The sequence below is a fragment of the Methylobacterium sp. D54C genome (assembly GCF_053345595.1).
In genome coordinates, this window is the sequence record NZ_JBKFAK010000008.1 from 81,916 (window position 1) to 102,922 (window position 21,007).

Here is a 21,007-nt window from a genome sequence, read left to right on the forward strand (position 1 = left end):
GGCAATCCCGCTCGGATCAGGCGAGGTCCGCCACGATCGCCCGCGCCACCGCGCGGGGGTCGGCGGCGCCGGTGATCGGGCGGCCGACCACCACGTGGTCGATCCCGGCCCGGCGGGCGTCGCCCGGCGTCATGACCCGCTTCTGGTCGCCGGCCGCGGCGCCCGCCGGGCGGATGCCCGGGGTGACGATCAGCCGGTCCGGACCGACGACGCGCCGGACCGCGCCCGCCTCGGCGGCCGAGCAGACGAGGCCGTCGATGCCGATCTCGGCCGCCTGCGCGGCGCGCTTGGCGACGAGCTCCGCCACCGGCAGGCCGTAGCCGGCCTCCGCGGCGTCGGCGTCGTCGTAGGAGGTGAGCACCGTCACGGCGAGGATCCTGAGTCCCGCGCCCCGGCCGCGGACCGCCGCCCGCATGGTCTGCGGGTAGGCGTGGACGGTGAGGAAGGTGGCGCCGGAGCCCGAGGCCGAGCGCACGCCCTCCTCGACGGTGTTGCCGATGTCGTGGAGCTTCAGGTCGAGGAAGACCTTGAGCCCGCGGGCCGCCAGCCGCTCGGCCAGGGCGAGGCCGCCCGCGTAGCCGAGCTGGTAGCCGATCTTGTAGAAGGTCGCGGCGTCGCCGATCCGGTCGATCAGCGCCTCGGCGGCCTGCACGCTCGGCAGGTCGAGGGCCACGATCAGGCGGTCGCGGGGGTCGGCAATCTCGGTCATCGGCGCGTCCTTCGGGGGTCGCGGCACGGATCACGCGCCGGCGATGCCTGTCAATGCGGGCGGGTCCGGGCGACGCCGTCCCCGACCCGCCGTGCGCGCCCCGACCCGCGCCGTCCTTGCGAGCGCAGCGAAGCAATCCAGGGCGGCGCGCCGGTCTCGGATTTGATGTGTCGCTGGATTGCTTCGCTGCGCTCGCAAGGACGGGCGCGCCCCTTCAGTCCCGAGCGATTTGGCACGCGCATGTCGTCGCTGTCGGGACGAGGCCCCGATGGCCCCTCACCCCGCCATCACCCGCGCCACCTCGGCGCGCAGCACCGGCAGCAGCTCCGCCTCGAACCAGGGCTCGCGCTTCAGCCAGCCGTTGTTGCGCCAGGACGGGTGGGGCAGGGGCAGGACCCGGGGGCGGCGCGGCTCGGCCAGGATCTCCCGCCAGCGCCGCACCGTCCCGGTGAGGCCGCCCTCCATCCGCCCGAGGTGCCAGCCCTGCGCGTACTGGCCGATCACCAGGATCAGCTCCAGGTCCGGCAGGCCGGAGAAGAGTTCCGCCCGCCAGCGCTCGGCGCATTCCCGGCGGGGCGGCCGGTCGCCGCCCTTGGCGTCGAGGCCGGGGAAGCACGACCCCATCGGCACGATGGCCACCCGGGCGGGATCGTAGAACCGCGCCGCGTCGAGGCCGAGCCAGGCGCGCAGCCGCACGCCCGACGGGTCGGTGAAGGGCTGCCCGGTGCGGTGGGCGCGGGTGCCGGGGGCCTGGCTGGCGATGCAGAGGCGGGCCGTGGCCGAGCCCTGGACGATCGGCCGGGGCTCCTGGGGCAGGGGCGGCCCGTAGCGCGGCGTGTCGCGGCAGAGGCGGCAGGCGCGTAGGCGCGCGGCGGTGTCGTCGAAGGCGGGCATGGCCCGGAGATGGCGTCGCGGCGCGCGAAAAAGAAACGGCGCGGTGTCGCGCCGCGCCGTCGTCAGTCGGGTCTCTTGCCTTGGGGGGAAGGCCCACCCTTCCTACGCCGATCCGGGCCGGCGGAACGTGCGTTTCCTCACGCGCCCTTCACGCCGGAGAGGTCGAGCGGCAGCGAGCGCAGGCGCCGGCCGGTCGCGGCGAAGACCGCGTTGGCGATCGACGGCCCGAGCACGGGCACGCCCGGCTCACCGATCCCGGTGGGCGCCGCCTGGCTCGGCACGATGTGCACTTCCACCTTCGGCATCTCGCTCATCCGGGTCGGCTCGTAGGCGTCGAAATTGTGCTCCTGCACCTGCCCGTCCTTGAGGGTGATGCGGTTGCGCAGCACCGCCGACAGGGCGAAGCCCACCGCGCCCTCGACCTGCGCGCGGATCACGTCCGGGTTGACCGGAACGCCGACATCCACCGCCGCCACGATCCGGTTGACGCGGATCGCGGCGTCGTGCGCCGTGACGTCGGCCACCATGGCGACGTAGGAGCCGAAGGATTCGTGGACCGCCACCCCGAGGCCGCGGCCCTGGTCCTGCGGCTTGGCGCTCCAGCCAGCCTTCTCGGCGGCGAGCTTGAGCACGCCGGCCAGCCGCGGCGCCTGGGTCAGGAGGGAGAGCCGGTAGGCGACCGGATCGACGTTGGCGGCGTGGGCCAGCTCGTCGATCATCACCTCCATCACGTGGGCCGTGTGGGTGTGGCCGACCGAGCGCCACCACAGGACCGGCACGCCCTCGCGGCCGTTATGGACGCCGAACCGGTAGGCCGGCAGCGCGTAGGCGGTGTCGGAGGCGCCCTCCACGGTGGTGGCGTCGATGCCGTTCTTGACGATCATCGCCTCGAAGGGCGAGCCGATCATGATCGACTTGCCGACCATCACGTGGTCCCAGCCGACCACCGCGCCCTTGCCGTCGATGCCGGCCCGGACCCTGTGCAGCACGGTCGGGCGGTAATAGCCGCCGGCCATGTCGTCCTCGCGGGTCCAGACGAGGTGGAGGGGGGCCTTCTCGCCGGACGCCTTGAAGACGGTGGCGGCTTCCGCGAGGTAGTCGGCGGTGGGCGTCGCCCGGCGCCCGAACGAGCCGCCGGCCCAGTTGCTGTGCAGCCGGACCCGGTCGGCCGTCACGCCGAGGATCGCCGCCATGGTGGCCTGCTCGACGGTCTGGAACTGGAAGCCCGCGTAGACGTCGTAGCCGCCGTCGGCCCCCTTCTCGATCGTGGCGTTCAGGGGCTCCATCGCCGCGTGGGCGAGGTAGGGGAAGGTGAACTCGGCCTCGACGACCTTGGCGGCGCCCTTGAGCGCCGCCTCCGGGTCGCCGCGCTCGGAGGCCGTCAGGCCGGGACCCTTGGCGCGCTCGCGGTACTCGGCCAGGATCGCGTCGGACGAGCGGGTCTCGGCGGTGCTGTCGTCCCAGGCGACGGTCAGCGCCTCGCGGCCCTTCATGGCCGACCACGTGTCGCGGGCGATCACCGCCACGCCGGTCGGCACCTGCACCACGTCGAGGACGCCCGCGACCTTCCGGGCGGCCGCGGCGTCGAAGCTCTTCACGGTGGCGCCGAAGCGCGGGGCCCGGGCGACGAGGGCCGTGACCTGGTTCGGGCGGCGGATGTCGAGGGAGTAGACCGCCGTGCCGTTCGTCTTGGCGACGGAATCGAGGCGCGGCACCGTCTGGCCGATCAGCGTCCACTCGCTCGGGTCCTTGAGCCGCGGCTCGGACGGCACCGGCAGCGAGGCGGCCGAGGCCGCGAGCTCCCCGAACCGGGCCTGCCGGCCGGACGGGGCGTGGCGCACGAGACTGTCGGCGACCGTGATCTGGGAGACCGGCACCTTCCAGCGGAAGGCGGCCTCGGCCATCAGCATCTCGCGGGCGGCCGCGCCGGCCTTGCGCAGCTGGAACCAGGAATTGGCCACCGCGGTCGAGCCGCCGGTGCCCTGGATCGGGCCCATCAGGGTGTTGTTGTAGAGCGCCGCGTCGGCGGGCGCGAACTCGGTGCGGACGTGTCGCCAGTCGGCGCCGAGCTCGTCGGCCAGGATCGTGGCGAGCCCGGTCGTGTTCCCCTGGCCCATGTCGAGGTGCTTGATCACCACCGTGACGGTGTCGTCCGCGCCGATCCGCACGAAGGCGTTGGGCTGCGCCTTCACGTCGGCGAGGTTCGGGCCGGGCGCGGCGCGGGCGGGTTTCGGGTCGAGCCGGAACGCGACCACGAGGGCGCCGGCGCCCGCCAGCAGGCCGCGGCGGCTCGGACGGACGGGGAGGGGGTTCGGTCGACGGGCGTTCAGCATGGCGGCGAGGCTCCGGTCGGGACCGCGGGGGAGGGCGGGAAGGTGGGCGCCGGGACGGATCAGGCGAGGCTGCGCGCGGCCTCGTGAATCGCCGCGCGGATGCGCTGATAGGTGCCGCAGCGGCAGATGTTGCCGTCCATGGCACCGTCGATGTCGGCGTCGGTGGGCTTGGCGTTGCCCGAGAGCAGGCCGATCGCCGACATGATCTGGCCGGACTGGCAGTAGCCGCACTGGACCACGTCGAGCTTGCGCCAAGCCGCCTGGACGGCCTCGGCCACCCGGCCCGACACGCCCTCGATGGTCGTCACCTGCGCGGCGCCGACATCGCCCAGGCGCGTCTGGCAGGCCCGGACCGGCTGGCCGTCGAGGTGGACCGTGCAGGCGCCGCACTGCGCGATGCCGCAGCCGTACTTGGTGCCGGTGGCGTCGAGCCGGTCGCGCAGCACCCAGAGCAGGGGCATGTCGGGATCGGCGTCGATCGCGTGCGCGACGCCGTTGACGGTGAGATTCGGCATGGTCGGCGACCCTCTCTCGACGCGCGTGTCCGGGCGCCCCGGATCGCGGCGTGCGACCGCGCTCGGGCCGGCGGGCCTCCACCCGAGACTAGCGGGCGCGGACCCCGACACGATGTGCGGCACCGCACGTCGATCCGGCGGCACGACAGTCTCGATACAGCCCGCGATGCTTAAGATTGCAGGGATGTCGGCAGCCGCTTCTTAACATATCCGCCCCATCCTCACGGAGTGCTTCCCCGCCACCGCCGCCCGTCCGCGCATTCGAGCCGAGTTTGAAGACGCGCATGTCCGATCTCACCGTCGAGATGGTCCAGCGCGGTCGCGGCCCCTCGACGGAGGAGGCGGCGCGCCGCCGCGGGGTCGCCCGGGAAATCCGCTCGGCCCGGGAGAAGCTGACCTCGCGGACCGGCCTCGAACGGGCCTTCGACTACGAGCTGCTGCGCCACTACGCCCAGTACCGGGTCGGCGCGGGCATCCCGCTGGTGGGGTTCGCGGCGGTGCTGGCCACGGCGTCGACCTTCTGGATCGCGCCGCCGGTGGCGGCGATCTGGGCGCTCGGCGTGGTCCTGATGATCTCGCTCAACACGACGTTGAGCCGGCGCTTCCTCCGCGCCGACCCGGCGACGATCCCGCTCGCCCGCTGGCGCCGCCGCTTCCTGGTCGGCGAGGTGCTGCAGAGCCTGTCGTGGGCCGCGATGATCGGGCTCGGAACCACCGGCGGCTGGACCTTCGCGCTGTTCGGCCTCGTCATCGCCTCCGCGGTCACCACCATGCTGGCCGCGACGGTGCCGCTCGCCGCCGTCGCCGCCCTGGTGCCGCTGGCCCTCGCCACCGCCTCGCTCGCGGCCTTCTCCCGCGGGATGGACCTGCTGATGCTGGTGGTCATGGCCGGCGGGGCGCAGGTCTTCTTCCTCGGCCTGTCCCGCCGCCTCTACACCTCGACGGTGGGCGCCCTGCGCTCCCGCGCCGAGAAGGACGCGGTGTTCGGCGAGCTGGAGCAGGCCAAGGCCAATTCGGACGAGGCCCGCCGCCGGGCCGAGGAGGCCAACCTCGCCAAGTCGCGCTTCCTCGCCACGATGAGCCACGAGCTGCGCACGCCGCTCAACGCCATCCTGGGCTTCTCGGAGGTGATGAAGAACGAGGTGTTCGGCACCCATACGGCGCCGTCCTACCGCGAGTACTCGCACGACATCCACGACAGCGGGATGCACCTCCTGAACCTGATCAACGAGATCCTCGACCTGTCGCGGATCGAGGCGGGGCGCTACGAGCTGAACGAGGAACCTGTGCAGCTCGCCCACGTGGTCGAGGAGTGCCGCCACATGATGGGCCTGCGGGCCAAGGCGAAGAACCAGACCTTCCACGACCTCGTCGACGGCTCGCTGCCGCGGCTCTGGGCCGACGAGCGGGCTCTGCGCCAGATCGTCCTGAACCTGCTGTCGAACGCCGTGAAGTTCACGCCCCCGGGCGGCGAGATCTGGCTGAAGGTCGGCTGGACCGCCTCGGGCGGGCAGTACGTCTCGGTGAAGGACAGCGGCCCGGGCATCCCCGAGGACGAGCTCGGCACGGTCCTGTCCTCGTTCGGGCGCGGCTCGCTCGCGATCAAGACCGCCGAGCAGGGCTCCGGCCTCGGCCTTCCGATCGTGAAGGGCCTCGTGGAGCTGCACGGCGGGCAGTTCCAGCTGTCCTCCAAGCCCCGCGAGGGCACCGAGGTGGTGGTGACCCTGCCGGCCGCCCGGGTCATGGACACGCTGCCGCCGGTCGAGGTCGAGCCGGACTTCGTGGGCCCCGTGCGCGGCCCCCTCAACCGCGCCGCCTGAGCGGCCCGTCGGGCCGCGCGCCCCGGCTCAGCCGAGACCGCCGAGGGCGCAGACCCGCGCCCACTCGGCCTCGGTCACCGGCTGCACCGACAGCCGGGAATTGTTGACCAGCACCATGTCGGCGAGCGCCGCGTCGGCCTTGATCGCCTCGAGCGTGACCGGGCTCGGCAGCGCCCGCACGGCCCTGACGTCGACCATGCCGAAGCGGCCGGTCTCGTCGGTGTGGTCGGGATAGTAGGCGCGGATCACCGCCACGATGCCCACCACCGCCTTGCCCTCGTTCGAGTGGTAGAAGAAGCCCTCCTCGCCGATCTGCATGGCCATCAGCTGCTTCTTGGCGAGGTGGTTGCGCACGCCGTTCCAGTGCGTGCCGGCCTCCCCGGCCGCGACCTGCTGATCCCACGACCAGGTCGCGGGCTCGGATTTGAACAGCCAGTACGCCATCGCTGAAGTCCCAGTAGACCGCCCGGCCGGGCGGCGCGCCCCGCCATAGCCCAGCTTCGCCTCCCGGGAACAGGCCGGTCCGGCCCCGGCCGCGCGCGGGACCGGCGGTCAAGCAGAACCCGCGTAGAACGCCGCAGCTCTGCTATCGCAAGCCTTGGGCAAATATTAAATTCTGCATAAAAATAGCCGTATAGCGCGTCACGCACCAATCTTCGGTTGCATACATGATCTCAGTCATCGGTTGCTTTATCGGCGAACACAACCTGTGGCTGGTAGGCCTCGCGGCCCTGGTCTGCGCGCTGGCGAGCGGCACCGCGATCGAGCTCCTCACCCATGCCGGCCGGACCGGCGGCCGCGGCCGCTACGTCTGGGTCGCGGTGGCCGCCGCCGCCGGGGGATCGGGGATCTGGGCGACGCATTTCCTGGCGATGCTCGCCTTCGAGCCCGGGCTGCCGTCGGGCTACGGCGTCGGGCTGACGCTCCTCTCCTACGTGGACGCCGTCGCGATCACCGGGCTCGGCTTCGCCCTGGCCGTCTCCGGCCGGGCGGTCCAGGCGGGCCTCGGCGGCGCCGTGGTCGGCGGCGGCATCGCGACGATGCACTACACCGGCATGGCCGCCTATCAGGTGGCGGGGCACCTCGCCTGGACCCCCGCGCTGGTCGTGGTCTCGGTCGGCCTCGGGGCGGGGCTCGGCGCCGCCGCCCTGGTGGTCGGCCTGTCGGCCACCACGTTCCGGGGTCGGTACGGCGGCGCCGCGCTGCTGATCCTGGCGATCTGCGGCCACCACTTCGCCGGCATGGGCGCGGTGACCCTCCATCCCGACCCCACCGTGGCGATCCCCTCGGGCGCGATCCGGAGCGGGTGGCTCGCCGCGGCCGTGGCGGTGGCGAGCTGCCTGATTCTGCTGCTCGCCGGCGCCGCCCTCGTGGTCGACCTGCGCGAGCGCCGCCGCGCCGATCTCGAGCGCGAGCGCCTGCGCAGCCTCGCCAACGCGGCCGTGGAGGGCCTCGTCGTCTGCCGCGGCGGCGAGATCGTCAGCGCCAACGAGGCCTTCGCCCGGCTCGCCGGCCTGGAGGCGGCCCTCCTGACGGGCCGGAGCCTCAGCGCCTACCTGCCGGACCTCGTGCCCGGCTCAGGGACGGCCGACCAGCCCCTGGAGACCGAACTCGTCCCGGCGGCGGGCGCCCCCATTCCCGTCGAGGTGATCATGCGCCCGGTCGCCGAGTACGGGCGCCTGCCGCACCACGCCGTGGCGGTGCGCGACCTGCGCGCGCGGCGCCGGGCCGAGAGCGAGATCCACTACCTCGCCCACCACGACGCGCTCACCGGCCTCGCCAACCGCACGAGCTTCCACGCCCGGCTCGAGCGCGCGATGCGCGCCGCGGACGCCCAGGGCGGCCGGCTCGCGGTGCTGTGCCTGGACCTCGACCGCTTCAAGGAGGTCAACGACCTGTTCGGGCACGCCGCCGGCGACGCGATGCTGCGCGACCTCGCGCTGCGGGTCGGCGGTCTCCTCGATACCGAGCAGCTGATGGCGCGGCTCGGCGGCGACGAGTTCGCCATCCTGACGCCGCAGGCGGAGGGACAGGGGGAGCGGCTGGCCGAGCGGATCCTCGCCACCCTGGCGGCGGTGCCGGCCGCCTCCGGCCCGGTGATCGCCACCAGCATCGGCATCGCGGTCTATCCCGACGACGCCGCGGACCTGCGCGCGCTCCTGAGCCACGCCGACGCCGCCCTCTACCGGGCCAAGAGCGAGGGGCGCGGCACCTGCCGGCGCTACGACGCCAGCATGGGCGCCGAGATCCGCGACAGGCGCCAGCTCGAGCACGACCTCCGCCACGCGGTGGCGCGGGGCGAGCTGGAGCTCGTCTACCAGCCGCAGAGCCAGATCGAGTCCGGCACGGTCACGGGCTTCGAGGCGCTGCTGCGCTGGCACCATCCGGCCAGGGGCGGCATCTCACCGGCCGTGTTCGTCCCGATCGCCGAGGAGACCGGGGCGATCCTCGAGATCGGCGCCTGGGTTCTGCGGGAGGCCTGCCGGGCGGCGGCCGGCTGGCCGAACCCGCTGGCGATCGCCGTCAACGTCTCGGCGGTGCAGCTCCACAACCCGCACTTCGTCCCGTTCGTCCACGGGACCCTGTACGAATCCGGATTGCGGGCGGAGCGCCTGGAGATCGAGATCACCGAGACCGCGCTGATCCGGGATCCGGCCCGGGCGCTCCTCACCCTGCGCCAGCTCAAGGCCCTCGGCGTGCGGATCGCCATGGACGATTTCGGCACCGGCTACTCGTCGCTGTCGAACCTGCGCGCCTTCCCGTTCGACCGGATCAAGATCGACGGCTCGTTCATCAGGGCGGTCCACAGCAACCCGCAGGGGGCCGCGATCGTGCGCTCCGTCCTGGGGCTGGGGCGCGGCCTCGGGCTCGCCGTGGTGGCGGAGGGCGTGGAGACCGCCGAGGAGCTGTCCTTCCTGGCCGGCGAGCAGTGCCACCTCGCCCAGGGCTACCTGCTGGGTCGGCCGGCGCCGATCGCGCGCTTCGCGGCCCACACCCACGGCCACGGCCACGGCCAAGGACAAGGCCACGCTGTGCCGGCGGCCTCGGTGGCGTGACGCGGGTTGCGGGCCGGGGCCGGCGTCAGTCGGTCTCCCCGCGCAGCGGACGGGCCAGCAGGCCGGCGATCACGTCGTCGACGCTGGCGGTGCCCGCCACGATGGCGGCGACGGCCGCCGCCACCGGCATCTCGATGCCCCTGGCGGCGGCCAGCCCGGCCAGCGCCGCGGCCGTGAACGCCCCCTCGGCGAGCTTGCCGCCCGCGGCCTCGGCCGGGCTCGCCCCGGCGCCGAGGCGCTGGCCGAAGGCGAAGTTGCGCGATTGCGGCGAGGAGGCGGTGAGCACGAGGTCGCCGAGGCCGGAGAGCCCCATCAGCGTCTCGGGCCGCCCGCCGAAGGTGCGGGCGAAGCGCATCAGCTCGGCGAAGGCCCGGGCGATCAGCGCCGCCCGGGCGCTCTCGCCGAGCCCGCGCCCGGCCACGATCCCGCAGGCGATGGCGAGCACGTTCTTGCCGGCGCCGCCGATCTCGACGCCGCGCACGTCGTCGGTGTGGTAGAGGCGGAAGCTCGGTCCCGACAGCAGCGCGCTCAGGGCGGCGGCGCGGCCGGCATCGGCCGCCGCCAGGGTCACGGCCGTGGGCAGGCCGCGGGCGACGTCGATCGCGAAGCTCGGGCCGGACAGGACCGCCACGGGCGTTCCCGGCGGCAGGACCTGCTCGGCCACCGCGCTGAGGAAGCTGTCGCTGCCGCGCTCGATCCCCTTGGCGCAGAGGATGACCGGCCCGGCCGTCGCCAGGGGTCCGCGCAGGGATTCCAGCACGCCGCGCACGGTCTGGGCGGGCACGACCAGGAGCGTCGCCCGGGCACGGGCGAGGTCGGCGGCCTCGCCCGTCGCCCGGATCGCCGGGTGGAGCGGCACGCCCGGCAGGTAGCGCGGGTTCTCCCGCTGGGCCTGCAGGGCGGCGGCGGCCCCCGGGTCGCGCAGCCAGAGGGTGACGGGATGGCCGGCCCCGGCGGCGGCGTTGGCCAGCGCCGTGCCCCAGGCCCCGCCGCCGACGACGTTGATCGGGGTCTCGGCGCTCATGCCGCTTCCTCCCTGTCGGCGCAGTCCAGCCGGTAGAGCACGTGGTCGCGCAGCGGCCCCTCCGGCACCGCCGGATGCGGGAATGTCCCGGCCGCGCGCATGCCGAGGCGCTCCATCACGGCGCGGGAGCGGCCGTTGCCGGCCGCCGTGAAGGCCACGACGCTGCGGATCCCGCAGCGCCCGGCGAGATCGGCGCGGGCGAGCCGCGCGGCGCGCGTGGCGAAGCCGCGGCCCCAGGAGTCGCGCGCGAGGCGCCAGGCCAGCTCGACCGTCGAGCCGGGCCGGTCGCCGCCCGGGAAGGGCAGGGGCCGCAGGATCCGCATCGCGCCGGCGAAGCCGACGAACCGGCCCGCGTGTTCCAGGGCCCAGGGGCCGAACCCGTCCGCCACGAAGCGGCGGTCGAGGAGGCCGGCCTCGGCCTCGCTCTCCGTCGCGGTCCGGGTCCGGGGACAGTGGGCCATCACCGCCGGATCGGCGTTGAGCGCCGCGAACGGCGCCGCGTCCTCCGGGCGCCAGCGGCGCAGGGTCAGGTCGCCGTCGCGGAGAGCCGCGGGCACCGGCGCGAGGGCGATCTTGCCGCGCCACGCGAGCGAGCGGCGGTTGAGGAGGGCGAGATCCGCGCGCCCCGCGAGCACCGCCTCGCCGAGCGCGATCGCCAGCTCCAGCTGCGCGAGGGGCATGGTGGCGTGGGCGGGCGGGCGGACATGGTCGCGCCAGGCACCGCCGCAGGCGTGGTCCAGGAGGATGCGGGCGAAGCAATGGTCGAGCCGCACCGGCCAGCCCGGCCGGGCGGCCCCGGGCAGGCGGCGCTCCACCAGGTCCCGCCAGTGGGCACGCCGGTCCGCCGCGCTCATCCGGCCGGGACCGCCGCGCGGGCCGGGGCGGCCGCCAGCGGCCAGCGGGGCCGCGCCGGGGCGGTGAGGTCGTCCACCAGCCCGAGGCGCAGGCGCTCCAGCCCGGCCCAGGCGATCATCGCGCCGTTGTCGCCGCAGAGGGGCAGGGGCGGGGCCACGAAGCTCAGGCCCGCCTCGCCCGCGAGGGACGCGAGCGCCCGCCGGACGGCGCCGTTGGCCGCCACGCCCCCCGCCGCCACCAGGGCGGTCGGGCGTCCGGCGACGTCCGAGAAGGCGCGCAGGGCGACCCGGGCGCGGTCCACCACCACGTCGACCACGGCGGCCTGGAAGCTCGCGCAGAGATCGGCGACGTCGCGCTCGGCCAGCGGGGCGATCCGCTCGGCCTCGATCCGCACGGCGGTCTTGAGGCCCGAGAGGGAGAAGTCGGCCTCGCGGCGGCCGAGCATCGGCCGGGGCAGGGCGAAGCGCTCGGGATCGCCGGCCTCGGCCACGCGCTCGACCTCGGGGCCGCCGGGATAGCCGAGGCCCAGGAGCTTGGCGACCTTGTCGAAGGCCTCGCCGATGGCGTCGTCGACGGTGGAGCCGAGGCGCACGTAGTCGCCGACGCCGCGCACGGCGACGAGCTGGGTGTGGCCCCCCGAGACCAGGAGCAGCAGGTAGGGGAAGGCGATGCCGTCGGTGAGCCGCGCCGTGAGGGCGTGGGCCTCCAGGTGGTTGACGGCGAGCAGGGGCTTGCGGGTCACGAGCGCCAGGGTCTTGGCGGTGACGAGGCCGACCAGCACGCCGCCGATCAGCCCGGGCCCGGCCGCCACCGCGATGCCGTCGAGGTCCCGGAAGCCGGTCCCGGCCCGGTCGAGGGCGCGGGCGATCAGCCGGTCGAGCACCTCGACATGGGCGCGGGCGGCGATCTCCGGCACGACGCCGCCGTAGGCCGCGTGCTCGGCGATCTGACTGAGCACCTCGTTGGCGCGGATCTGAGCGCCCCCCTCCTCGTCGACCGACACCACCGCGGCGGCGGTCTCATCGCAAGTGGTCTCGATGCCGAGCACGGTCTTCTGCACGCGCGGAACTCCTTGGTCCGGGCTCATCCTATCCGGCGGCGGCGGCGGCGCGAAGGCGGCCGGCCCCCGCCCGGGCCCGGAGCGTGGTGGATGCGCGGCGCCCCTCCCCGGAGGACGCCGCGCAAGCCGTCGTCAGTCGACGGCGACCATGACGTCGGAGGCCTTGATCACCGCGTAGGCGGGACCGCCGGCGACGAGCTTGAGGGCCTCGACGGCCTCGTTGGTGATCGAGGCGGTGACCACCTGGCCGGGGCTGATCTCGATCCTCACGTGGGAGGTGGTCGCCCCCTTCTCCACCGAGACGACCGTACCCTTGAGAACGTTGCGCGCGCTAATCTTCATGGTCTTCTGCCAATCTCCACGAGCGGCACCGGAACGGGCCGCGGGTCGGCCCCGGGCCGGTCTCCTACAGCATGGCGGAGCCCGGCGCGACCGCCTCAGCGCGGATCGGCCCCGGGCGCGCCGGGCTCGTCCTCGGGGACCGGCGCGGCGCCCCAGGCGGCGAGCGCGGCGTTGAGGTCTTCGAGGACGAAGTGCCGGGCGCTGTCCCGGTCGTAGCCTTCCGCGAGGAGTTCGTCGTAATCCGTGAAGACGTGGCGCGCGTAGGCCACGAGGGCGAGGCGGGCCGCCGTCTCGGGGGCGGCCCGGCGGAGGCCGGGGCTCGCCAGCGCCCGGTCGAGGGCGGCCTCGGCCTCGAAATCCGGCAGGCGCGGGGCGAGGCGGGCCAGGGCCGCGGCGACGGCCTCCCGGCGGTTCAGGGGCGGACCGGCGCTCACCGGGGATCTGCCGTCGGCATGATTTTAAAGGTGTGATCGGGTAGGATCACCGCCAGATGAGGCGGGGCCGGCACAGGATCCTCCGCCGGGGAGATCACGTCCATGGCAATTCTTCGTCCCGCGCTGCTTCTCGGCCTCCTGCTCGGGGCGACGCCGGCGCTGGCCCAGAGCCCGGCTCCGGGCGCGGGCCCAGGCCCCGCCACCCCGGCCGGCCCCATCGTGGGCGGCCGCCGGGTCACCCCCATGAGCCAGACCAAGCCGCCGGGCAACGCCGCGGCCACCGGACTGCCGCAGCCCGTGAGCCAGGCCGAGATGATCAAGGCTCAGAAGGCCGCCGAGGCCCGCTCGAAGGCCTGGGATAGCAAGATGCGGCACACGATGGGCTCGATCTGCCACGGCTGCTGAGGCCCGCGCCCCGTCCCGGGTGCCGGAGGCCGGCCTTCGGGACGAGGGTATCGAAACGCGAAGGGGCCGCCCGAACGGGCAGCCCCTCCATCGGTCGCCGGGGCGACAGGATCAGCGGGAGTAGAACTCGATGACGAGGTTCGGCTCCATCTGCACCGGGTAGGGCACCTCGGACAAGCTGGGGATGCGGGTGACGCGGGCGGTCATCTTGGCGTGGTCGGCCTCGATGTAGTCCGGCACGTCGCGCTCGGAGAGCTGGGTCGCCACGATGACGATCTCCAGCTGGCGGGACGACTCCTTGACCTCGATGAGGTCGCCGGCCTTCACCTGGTAGCTCGGGATGTTGACGCGGACGCCGTTCACCTTGACGTGGCCGTGGTTGACGAACTGACGCGCGGCGAACGGGGTCGCGACGAACTTCGCCCGGTAGACCACGGCGTCGAGGCGGCGCTCGAGCAGGCCGACGAGGTTCTCGCCGGAATCGCCGCGCAGGCGGATCGCCTCGGCGTAGTAGCGGCGGAACTGCTTCTCGGTGATGTTGCCGTAGTAGCCCTTGAGCTTCTGCTTGGCGCGCAGCTGCGTGCCGAAGTCGCTCATCTTGCCCTTGCGGCGCTGGCCGTGCTGGCCGGGGCCGTACTCGCGGCGGTTGACGGGGCTCTTCGGGCGGCCCCAGATGTTCTGGCCCATGCGGCGGTCGAGCTTGTGCTTCGCCTGAATCCGCTTCGACATATCTTCCGCGTCCTCTCGTGACGAGAATGAGGAACGCGCCCTCCTTTTCCCGGCCCTTCTCGGTCCGGGACGACAGGGCGGGAGGATCCCGCCCACGGGTGCGCGTGAAAACGCGACGGGGCCCCGTGCGGAGCCCCATCGACGGGCGGGTCTTTAGGGGACGGACGCGCCGCGGTCAACCGTGAGAGGTCAGATGAACGAGTCAGTCGCGCTCCGGCGCGGTGCGCCCGCGGACGCGGACGCGATCCGGGCGCTGGTGGAGGCGGCCTACACGAAGTGGATCCCGGTGATCGGCCGCCTGCCGATCCCCATGCGGGCGGACTACGCGCAGGCTCTGCGGGACCACCGCTTCGACCTGCTGGTGGCCGGCCCGGATCTCGCCGGCCTGATCGAGACGCGGACCGAGGCCGATCACCTTCTGGTCGTCAACGTCGCGGTGCATCCGGCCTTCCAGGGCCGGGGCTTCGGCAGCCGGCTGATGGGACGCGCCGACGCGGTCGCGGGCGAGGCCGGGCTGACGCGACTGCGCCTCTACACCAACAAGAAGTACACGGCGAACCTGCGCCTCTACGGGGCACTCGGCTACCGGGTGGAGCGGGAGGAGCTCTACGACGGACCGGGCCGGACCCGCGACGACGACGTCACCGTGCACATGGTGAAGGACCTGGTTTGAGGAATCGGCGCCGGCCCTGCCGCCATCGCGCGCAGCGAAGCGACCCAGGGTGGCGCGCCGCCGCAGAGTCTGGCGCCGCTGGATTGCTTCGCTGCGCTCGCAAAGACGGGGCGTCGCCCCGCTTCCTCAGGTCACCACGCTCGGCTCAGGCCTTCCGGTGCGCGGCGCGATCTCGGCGATCGCGCGGGCTGCGGCGGCCACCGGGGCCAGCACCTCGGCCACGGCCAAGTCGAGCCGGTCCGGCGCGTTCTCGTAGCGCTCCAGGTAAACCCGCAGCGTCGCCCCGGCGGTGCCGGTGCCCGAGAGCCGGAACACCGCCCGCGCGTCCTCGGCGAAGCCGATCCGGATGCCCTGGCGCTCGGTGAGCGAGCCGTCGACCGGGTCGCGGTAGGCGAACTCGTCGGCCGTCGACACCGTGAGGTCGCCGATCCGCGTGCCCGGCAGCCCGGCGAGCTTCTCGCGGAGCGCGTCCATCAAGCCGTTGGCGGCGTCGGAATCGACCTCCTCGTAATCGTGGCGGGCGTAGTAGTCGCGCCCGTAAGCGCGCCAATGCGCCCGCACCAGCGCGTCGGCGCGCTCGCCGGTGGCGGCCAGGATGTTGAGCCAGAGCAGCACCGCCCAGAGCCCGTCCTTCTCGCGCACGTGGTTCGAGCCGGTGCCGGCGCTCTCCTCGCCGCACAGGGTGATGAGGCCCGCATCCAGCAGGTTTCCGAAGAACTTCCAGCCGGTGGGTGTCTCGTAGGCCTCGATGCCAAGGGCGGCGGCGACCCGGTCGGCGGCGCGGCTCGTGGGCATGGACCGCGCGACACCGGCGAGCCCGCCGGCGTAGCCCGGCGCCCGGTGGGCGTGGGCGGCGAGCAGCGCGAGGCTGTCGCTCGGCGTCACGAACAGGCCCGGGGCCACGATCATGTTGCGGTCGCCGTCGCCGTCCGAGGCGGCGCCGAAATCCGGCGCGTCCGGGCCCTGCATCAGGTCGAACAGGTCGTGGCAGTGGACCGGGTTCGGGTCCGGGTGGTGGCCGCCGAAATCCTCCTTCGGCACGGCGTTGACCACCGTGCCGGCGGGGGCGCCGAGCATCCCTTCGAGGATCGCCGTCGCGTACGGCCCCGTCACCGCGCTCATGGCGTCGAAGCGCATGCGGAAGCCGGAGGCGAACAGCCGCGACACCGCGTCGAAGTCGATCAGCGTGCGCATCAGCTCGGCGTAGTCGGCCACCGGGTCGATCACCGTGACCGTCATGGCGCCGAGGCGGGTGTCGCCGAGCGTGTCGAGGTCGAGGTCCGGGGCCTCGACGACGCGGTACTCGGTCAGCGCCTTGGCCCGCGCGAAGATCGCGTCGGTGACGGTTTCCGGCGCCGGGCCGCCGTTGGCGGCGTTGAACTTGATGCCGAAATCGCCCTCCGGCCCGCCCGGGTTGTGGCTCGCCGAGAGGACGATGCCGCCGAGCGCCTTGGCCTTCCGGATCACGCAGGAGGCGGCCGGCGTCGAGAGCAGGCCGCCCTGCCCGACCAGGACCCGGCCGAAGCCGTTTCCGGCGGCCAGCCGCAGCGTCTTCTGCACCACCTCGCGGTTGAGGAACCGGCCGTCACCGCCGAGCACCAGGGTGGCACCCGCCCTGTCGGGCAGGGTGTCGAAGATCGCCTGGACGAAGTTCTCGACGTAGTTCGGCTGCCGGAACACCGGCACCTTCTTGCGCAGGCCAGAGGTGCCCGGCTTCTGGTCGGGGAAGGGCGTGGTCGCGACGGTCGTCGGGGTCGTCATAAGCGGGCGTCTCCCGGGCTCTCCCGCCTCAATGCCCGCGCGGAGGCGCGGCGTCACCAGCCCCGGCGACAGGGGCGGGCTTTTATCACGCGGTTTCGCCGGATCGGGCGACGGAACCCGCCGCCTGTCCGCCGCCGGCCGCCCCGGAGCGTTGCGCTCGCCGGCACCCGCCGGTTCAATCGCCCGAGCCGCCAGACAAGGCGGACCGGAGGAAACCATGGCGGACAGACCGATGCGGACAGATCCGAACGGGGCACGACCGGGCCGGGGCCTGGCCCGGCGCGAGCTGGTCGGGGCGCTCGCCGCCGGGGCGGCGGTCGCGGCCGCGGCGGCCCCTGCCGTCGCGGCTCCCGCGGCCCGGCTGGCCACGGAAGAGTTCCGCCTGCCCTGGAGCGAGCCGGGCGTCGACATCTACGTGCGCAACAAGCGCCCGGCCGGCACCGACGCGTTCCCGGGCGACCGGATCCTGCTCTACGTGCACGGCTCGACCTACCCGTCCTCCACGGCCTTCGACCTGCCGCTCGGCGGGATGTCGGCCATGGACTACCTCGCGGGCCTCGGCTTCGACGTCTACTGCGTGGACCTGCCGGGCTACGGCCTGTCGGGGCGCCCGGCCGCCATGGACGCGCCGCCGGACGACAACCCGCCGCTGATGCGCACGCCCGACGCCGCCAAGGTGGTGGGGCAGGTCGTCGACTTCATCAAGAAGCGGCGCGGCGTCGAGAAGATCGACCTGATGGGCTGGTCCTGGGGGACCTCCACCATGGGGCTCTACACCAGCACCCACAACGACAGCGTCAACCGCCTCGTCCTCTACGCGCCGCAATGGCTCGCGCGCACGCCGGGCCTGATCGGCGGCGGTGGCAAGGTCGGGGCCTACCGCACCGTCAGCCGGGACAGCGCCCGGGCCCGCTGGCTGACCGGGGTGCCCGAGGACAAGAAGGCCGACCTGATCCCGGCGGGCTGGTTCGACCAGTGGGCCGACGCGACCTTCGCGACCGACGCGGCCGGCGCGAAGCGGTCGCCGCCGGTCCTGCGCGCGCCGAACGGCACGGTCGCCGACAAGGACGCCTACTGGGCGGCCGGCAAGCCGCTCTACGACCCGGGCGAGATCCGCGTGCCGGTGCTGATCATCCACGCCGAGTGGGACGCGGACCTGCCGAGCTACCAGGCGCAGGAATACTTCACCAAGCTCACCCACGCCCCCTACAAGCGCTTCGTCGAGCTGGGGGAGGGCACCCACACGGTGATGATGGAGAAGAACCGCATGCAGTTCCTCCACGCCGTCGGGGCGTTCCTCACGGAGGCGGACCCGCAGGCGCTGAACTGAGGCGCTTCGGCACAAGGTCCGCGGCGGCCAGCCCGGCCGCCGCGGGAGGCTCGCCCTACTCCGCCGCCTGCCGGGCCGCGTAGCCCAGCCGCTCGTTCAGCGCGCGGATCAGCTTGGCTGCCGCCTCGGCGATCACCGTGCCGGGCGGGAAGATCGCCGCCGCGCCGGCCGCCGTCAGCGCCTCGTAGTCGCCCGGCGGGATGACGCCGCCGATCGCGATCATCACGTCGTCGCGGCCCTGCTCGGTGAGCGCCGCCTTCAGCTCCGGCACCAGCGTCAGGTGGCCGGCCGCCAGCGACGAGACGCCGACGATGTGGACGTCGTTCTCCACCGCCTGCCGGGCGGCCTCCGCCGGCGTGGCGAAGAGCGGCCCGATATCCACGTCGAAGCCGAGATCCGCGAAGGCCGAGGCGATCACCTTCTGGCCGCGGTCGTGACCGTCCTGGCCCATCTTGGCGACCAGGATGCGCGGCCGGCGGCCGTCGTTCTCCTCGAACGCCTCGACCAGCGCCCGGACTTCCTCGACCACTGGCGACATGCCCCCCACCTCGCGCTTGTAGACGCCGGAGATCGAGCGGATCTCGGCGCGGTGCCGGCCCCAGGCCTTCTCCAGGGCCTCGGAAATCTCGCCCACCGTCGCCTTGGCGCGGGCCGCGTCGACGGCGAGTTCGAGCAGGTTGCCGGTGCCGTCGGCGGCCTTCGTGAGCGCGTCGAGCCGGTCCGCGACCGTCGCCTCGTCGCGCTCGGCGCGCAGGCGCTTGAGCTTGTCGATCTGGAGCCGGCGGACGTTGCCGTTGTCCACCCGCAGCAGCTCGATCGCCATCTCGTCGTCGGCCCGGAACTTGTTCACGCCCACGATGGTCTGGCGGCCGGAATCGATCCGCGCCTGCGCCCGCGCGGCGGCCTCCTCGATGCGCAACTTCGGGATGCCGGCCTCGATCGCCTTGGCCATGCCACCGAGCCCGTCGACCTCGCGGATGTGCTCCCAGGCCCGGGCGACCATGTCGGCAGTGAGCTTCTCCACGTAGTAGGAGCCGCCCCAGGGATCGACGATCCGGGTGGTGCCGCTCTCCTGCTGGAGGAACAGCTGGGTGTTGCGGGCGATCCGGGCCGAGAAATCGGTCGGCAGCGCCAGCGCCTCGTCCAGCGCGTTGGTGTGGAGCGACTGCGTGCCGCCCTGCGTCGCCGCCATCGCCTCGATGTTGGTGCGGGTGACGTTGTTGAACACGTCCTGGGCGGTGAGCGACCAGCCCGACGTCTGCGAGTGGGTGCGCAGGGCGAGCGACTTCTCCGACTTCGGATCGAATCCCTTCACGAGCTTCGCCCAGATCAGGCGCGCGGCCCGCATCTTGGCGACCTCCATGAAGAAGTTGGTCGAGATCGCCCAGAAGAACGACAGGCGCGGGGCGAACTGGTCGATGGTCAGCCCGGCCGCCAGCCCGGCCTTGATGTACTCGACGCCGTCGGCGAGCGTGTAGGCGAGCTCCAGGTCGTTCGTCGCCCCGGCCTCCTGCATGTGGTAGCCGGAGATCGAGATCGAGTTGAACTTTGGCATGTTCTTCGACGTGTAGGCGAAGATATCGGAGATGATCCGCATCGATCCCTTCGGGGGATAGATGTAGGTGTTGCGGACCATGAACTCCTTGAGGATGTCGTTCTGGATCGTGCCCGCGAGCTTCTGCGGCGGCACGCCCTGCTCCTCGGCGGCGACGATGTAGAGGGCGAGGATCGGCAGCACGGCGCCGTTCATCGTCATCGACACGGTCATCTCGTCCAGCGGGATGCCGGAGAACAGCGTGCGCATGTCGTAGATCGAGTCGATCGCCACGCCCGCCATGCCGACATCGCCCGAGACGCGGGGATGGTCGGAATCGTAGCCGCGGTGGGTGGCGAGATCGAAGGCGACCGACAGGCCCTTCTGCCCGGCCGCGAGGTTGCGGCGGTAGAAGGCGTTCGAATCCTCGGCCGTGGAGAAGCCGGCATATTGCCGGATCGTCCAGGGCTGGGTGACGTACATGGTCGGGTAGGGGCCGCGCAGGAACGGCGCGATCCCCGGATAGGTGTCGAGGAACTCGATGCCCTCCCGGTCCTCCGGCCCGTAGCGTCCCTTCACCGGGATGCCCTCCGGCGTCATCCAGGGCTCGCCGAGCGCCGGGGCCGCCACCGCGAGCGATTCGCCTGAGAACGGGACTTCGGCGAAGTTCGGGATGCGGGAGGTCATGGCGTTGACTCGTTGTGGCGTTTGTCACGCCATTATAGGGACCCGCTCGGAGCGGGCTACTCCCCTATCGGTCAAGCCTCGCGCGGAGGCCGCGCGGCGCCGGCGCCCCAGCAGGCTTCAGCGGGCCTCGGCGTCCCGGTCCCCCGGGCCGCGCCGCAGCAGGTAGATCACGGCGCCGGCGAGCATCAGCGCCATCCCGTACCACGTGATCGCGTAGACGAGGTGGTTGTTGGGGAAGGCGATCACCGTCAGGCCGCCCACCGGCAGGCCGCCCGGATTGGGTGTCGCGTCCGCGTCCACGAAGTAGGGGGCGACGTCGGTCAGGTCCCGGGCGGCGGCGATCGCCGCCACGTCGCGGGAATACCAGCGGCCGTCCTTCGGATCGTTGGCGCGCAGGAACGCCCCCCCGGGCTCGGTCAGCCGCAGGAGGCCGGTCACCGCGGTCTCGCCCGCGACCTGCCCGGCCGCCCGGGTCGCCGGGTCCCGCCGGTCGCCGGGCACGAAGCCGCGATTGACCAGCACGACGGTCCCGTCCGGCCGCCGCAGGGGCGTCAGCACCCAGAAGCCGCCGCCCAGCTCGGTGACGGCCTGAACCAGGGTCTCGCGATCGTGCAGGAAAGTGCCGGAGAGCCGGACATGCCGGTAGGCGTCGTCGAGGCCGACGCGCGGCCACGCGGCGGCGCCGGGCGCCGGCACGGGCGGCGCATGGACCCGGGCATCGACCCGGGCGATCAGGTCGAGCTTCCAGGCCCGCCGCTCCACCTGCCAGGTCCCGAGCCCCAGCAGCACCAGGAAGACGAGGCCCGCGCCGGCGCCGAACACGGCGCGCCGCAGCAACGAGAGCGG

19 protein-coding genes are annotated in these 21,007 nt (G+C 73.3%); 5 read left to right on the forward strand and 14 right to left on the reverse strand.

The annotated features are described in order from the left end of the window. Window positions 1-16: 16 nt before the first annotated feature. The 4 genes from pyrF to ACLBYB_RS17670 all read right to left on the reverse strand — a co-directional run bounded on the left by pyrF (window position 17) and on the right by ACLBYB_RS17670 (window position 4,451). The gene (gene pyrF, locus ACLBYB_RS17655) at window positions 17-709 is read right to left on the reverse strand and encodes an orotidine-5'-phosphate decarboxylase (RefSeq protein WP_056523322.1); all 693 of its coding nucleotides are present in this window, start codon (window positions 707-709) and stop codon (window positions 17-19) included. A 276-nt stretch (window positions 710-985) separates the two neighbouring features. Then, complete coding sequence (locus ACLBYB_RS17660; RefSeq protein ID WP_056523320.1) at window positions 986-1,603, reverse strand: uracil-DNA glycosylase family protein; 618 nt, start codon at window positions 1,601-1,603, stop codon at window positions 986-988. A gap of 137 nt (window positions 1,604-1,740) precedes the next feature. After that, entirely contained in the window at window positions 1,741-3,936 is a 2,196-nt protein-coding gene (locus tag ACLBYB_RS17665) for a molybdopterin cofactor-binding domain-containing protein (protein ID WP_447699546.1), read from the reverse strand. Window positions 3,937-3,995: 59 nt separating this feature from the next. After that, window positions 3,996-4,451 carry a (2Fe-2S)-binding protein gene (locus ACLBYB_RS17670; protein WP_020093218.1) on the reverse strand — a complete coding sequence of 152 codons (456 nt, stop codon included), beginning with the start codon at window positions 4,449-4,451 and terminating at the stop codon, window positions 3,996-3,998. Window positions 4,452-4,735: 284 nt separating this feature from the next. Here ACLBYB_RS17670 and ACLBYB_RS17675 point away from each other — a divergent pair, with 284 nt between their 5' ends. Then, window positions 4,736-6,271: a sensor histidine kinase gene (locus ACLBYB_RS17675; RefSeq protein WP_447699547.1), complete on the forward strand. Its 1,536-nt coding sequence runs from the start codon at window positions 4,736-4,738 to the stop codon at window positions 6,269-6,271. Between the two features lie 27 nt (window positions 6,272-6,298). Here the strand turns inward: ACLBYB_RS17675 and ACLBYB_RS17680 are convergent, their stop codons facing one another. Next, entirely contained in the window at window positions 6,299-6,715 is a 417-nt protein-coding gene (locus tag ACLBYB_RS17680) for an EVE domain-containing protein (RefSeq protein ID WP_447699548.1), read from the reverse strand. Window positions 6,716-6,939: 224 nt separating this feature from the next. On the opposite strand from ACLBYB_RS17680, the gene ACLBYB_RS17685 reads away from it, so the two are divergent. Further along, complete coding sequence (locus tag ACLBYB_RS17685; RefSeq protein WP_447699549.1) at window positions 6,940-9,327, forward strand: bifunctional diguanylate cyclase/phosphodiesterase; 2,388 nt, start codon at window positions 6,940-6,942, stop codon at window positions 9,325-9,327. 25 nt (window positions 9,328-9,352) lie between these two features. On the opposite strand, the gene ACLBYB_RS17690 is transcribed toward ACLBYB_RS17685, so the two are convergent. From ACLBYB_RS17690 to ACLBYB_RS17710, 5 genes are all read right to left on the reverse strand, one after another. Further along, window positions 9,353-10,351 (reverse strand): NAD(P)H-dependent glycerol-3-phosphate dehydrogenase, encoded by a 999-nt coding sequence (locus ACLBYB_RS17690; RefSeq protein ID WP_091926355.1) that lies wholly within the window; start codon window positions 10,349-10,351, stop codon window positions 9,353-9,355. Beyond that, window positions 10,348-11,205, reverse strand: a complete 858-nt coding sequence (locus ACLBYB_RS17695) for a GNAT family N-acetyltransferase (protein WP_447699550.1) — start codon at window positions 11,203-11,205, stop codon at window positions 10,348-10,350. Before ACLBYB_RS17695 ends, ACLBYB_RS17690 begins: the two co-directional genes overlap by 4 nt. Next, on the reverse strand, window positions 11,202-12,266 hold the full coding sequence (gene tsaD / locus ACLBYB_RS17700) for a tRNA (adenosine(37)-N6)-threonylcarbamoyltransferase complex transferase subunit TsaD (protein WP_091978264.1): 1,065 nt from the start codon (window positions 12,264-12,266) through the stop codon (window positions 11,202-11,204). Before tsaD ends, ACLBYB_RS17695 begins: the two co-directional genes overlap by 4 nt. A gap of 132 nt (window positions 12,267-12,398) precedes the next feature. Next, entirely contained in the window at window positions 12,399-12,608 is a 210-nt protein-coding gene (locus tag ACLBYB_RS17705; protein ID WP_020093225.1) for a TOBE domain-containing protein, read from the reverse strand. 95 nt (window positions 12,609-12,703) lie between these two features. Beyond that, on the reverse strand, window positions 12,704-13,042 hold the full coding sequence (locus ACLBYB_RS17710) for a DUF2293 domain-containing protein (RefSeq protein ID WP_042670839.1): 339 nt from the start codon (window positions 13,040-13,042) through the stop codon (window positions 12,704-12,706). A 102-nt stretch (window positions 13,043-13,144) separates the two neighbouring features. Between ACLBYB_RS17710 and ACLBYB_RS17715 the strand changes: the two genes are divergently transcribed. Next, window positions 13,145-13,447: a hypothetical protein gene (locus ACLBYB_RS17715; RefSeq protein ID WP_447699551.1), complete on the forward strand. Its 303-nt coding sequence runs from the start codon at window positions 13,145-13,147 to the stop codon at window positions 13,445-13,447. A gap of 111 nt (window positions 13,448-13,558) precedes the next feature. On the opposite strand, the gene rpsD is transcribed toward ACLBYB_RS17715, so the two are convergent. Next, window positions 13,559-14,176: a 30S ribosomal protein S4 gene (rpsD, locus tag ACLBYB_RS17720; protein ID WP_010686187.1), complete on the reverse strand. Its 618-nt coding sequence runs from the start codon at window positions 14,174-14,176 to the stop codon at window positions 13,559-13,561. A gap of 193 nt (window positions 14,177-14,369) precedes the next feature. Here rpsD and ACLBYB_RS17725 point away from each other — a divergent pair, with 193 nt between their 5' ends. Further along, on the forward strand, window positions 14,370-14,849 hold the full coding sequence (locus ACLBYB_RS17725) for a GNAT family N-acetyltransferase (protein ID WP_020093228.1): 480 nt from the start codon (window positions 14,370-14,372) through the stop codon (window positions 14,847-14,849). 126 nt (window positions 14,850-14,975) lie between these two features. On the opposite strand, the gene ACLBYB_RS17730 is transcribed toward ACLBYB_RS17725, so the two are convergent. Next, entirely contained in the window at window positions 14,976-16,610 is a 1,635-nt protein-coding gene (locus ACLBYB_RS17730) for an alpha-D-glucose phosphate-specific phosphoglucomutase (RefSeq protein WP_447699552.1), read from the reverse strand. Between the two features lie 217 nt (window positions 16,611-16,827). Here ACLBYB_RS17730 and ACLBYB_RS17735 point away from each other — a divergent pair, with 217 nt between their 5' ends. After that, entirely contained in the window at window positions 16,828-17,940 is a 1,113-nt protein-coding gene (locus ACLBYB_RS17735) for an alpha/beta hydrolase (protein ID WP_447699553.1), read from the forward strand. Between the two features lie 55 nt (window positions 17,941-17,995). Here the strand turns inward: ACLBYB_RS17735 and scpA are convergent, their stop codons facing one another. Next, on the reverse strand, window positions 17,996-20,161 hold the full coding sequence (gene scpA / locus ACLBYB_RS17740) for a methylmalonyl-CoA mutase (protein WP_091677589.1): 2,166 nt from the start codon (window positions 20,159-20,161) through the stop codon (window positions 17,996-17,998). Window positions 20,162-20,278: 117 nt separating this feature from the next. Continuing rightward, window positions 20,279-20,998, reverse strand: coding sequence for an SURF1 family protein (locus ACLBYB_RS17745; RefSeq protein ID WP_447699554.1), 720 nt, complete (start codon window positions 20,996-20,998; stop codon window positions 20,279-20,281). Window positions 20,999-21,007: the final 9 nt, after the last annotated feature.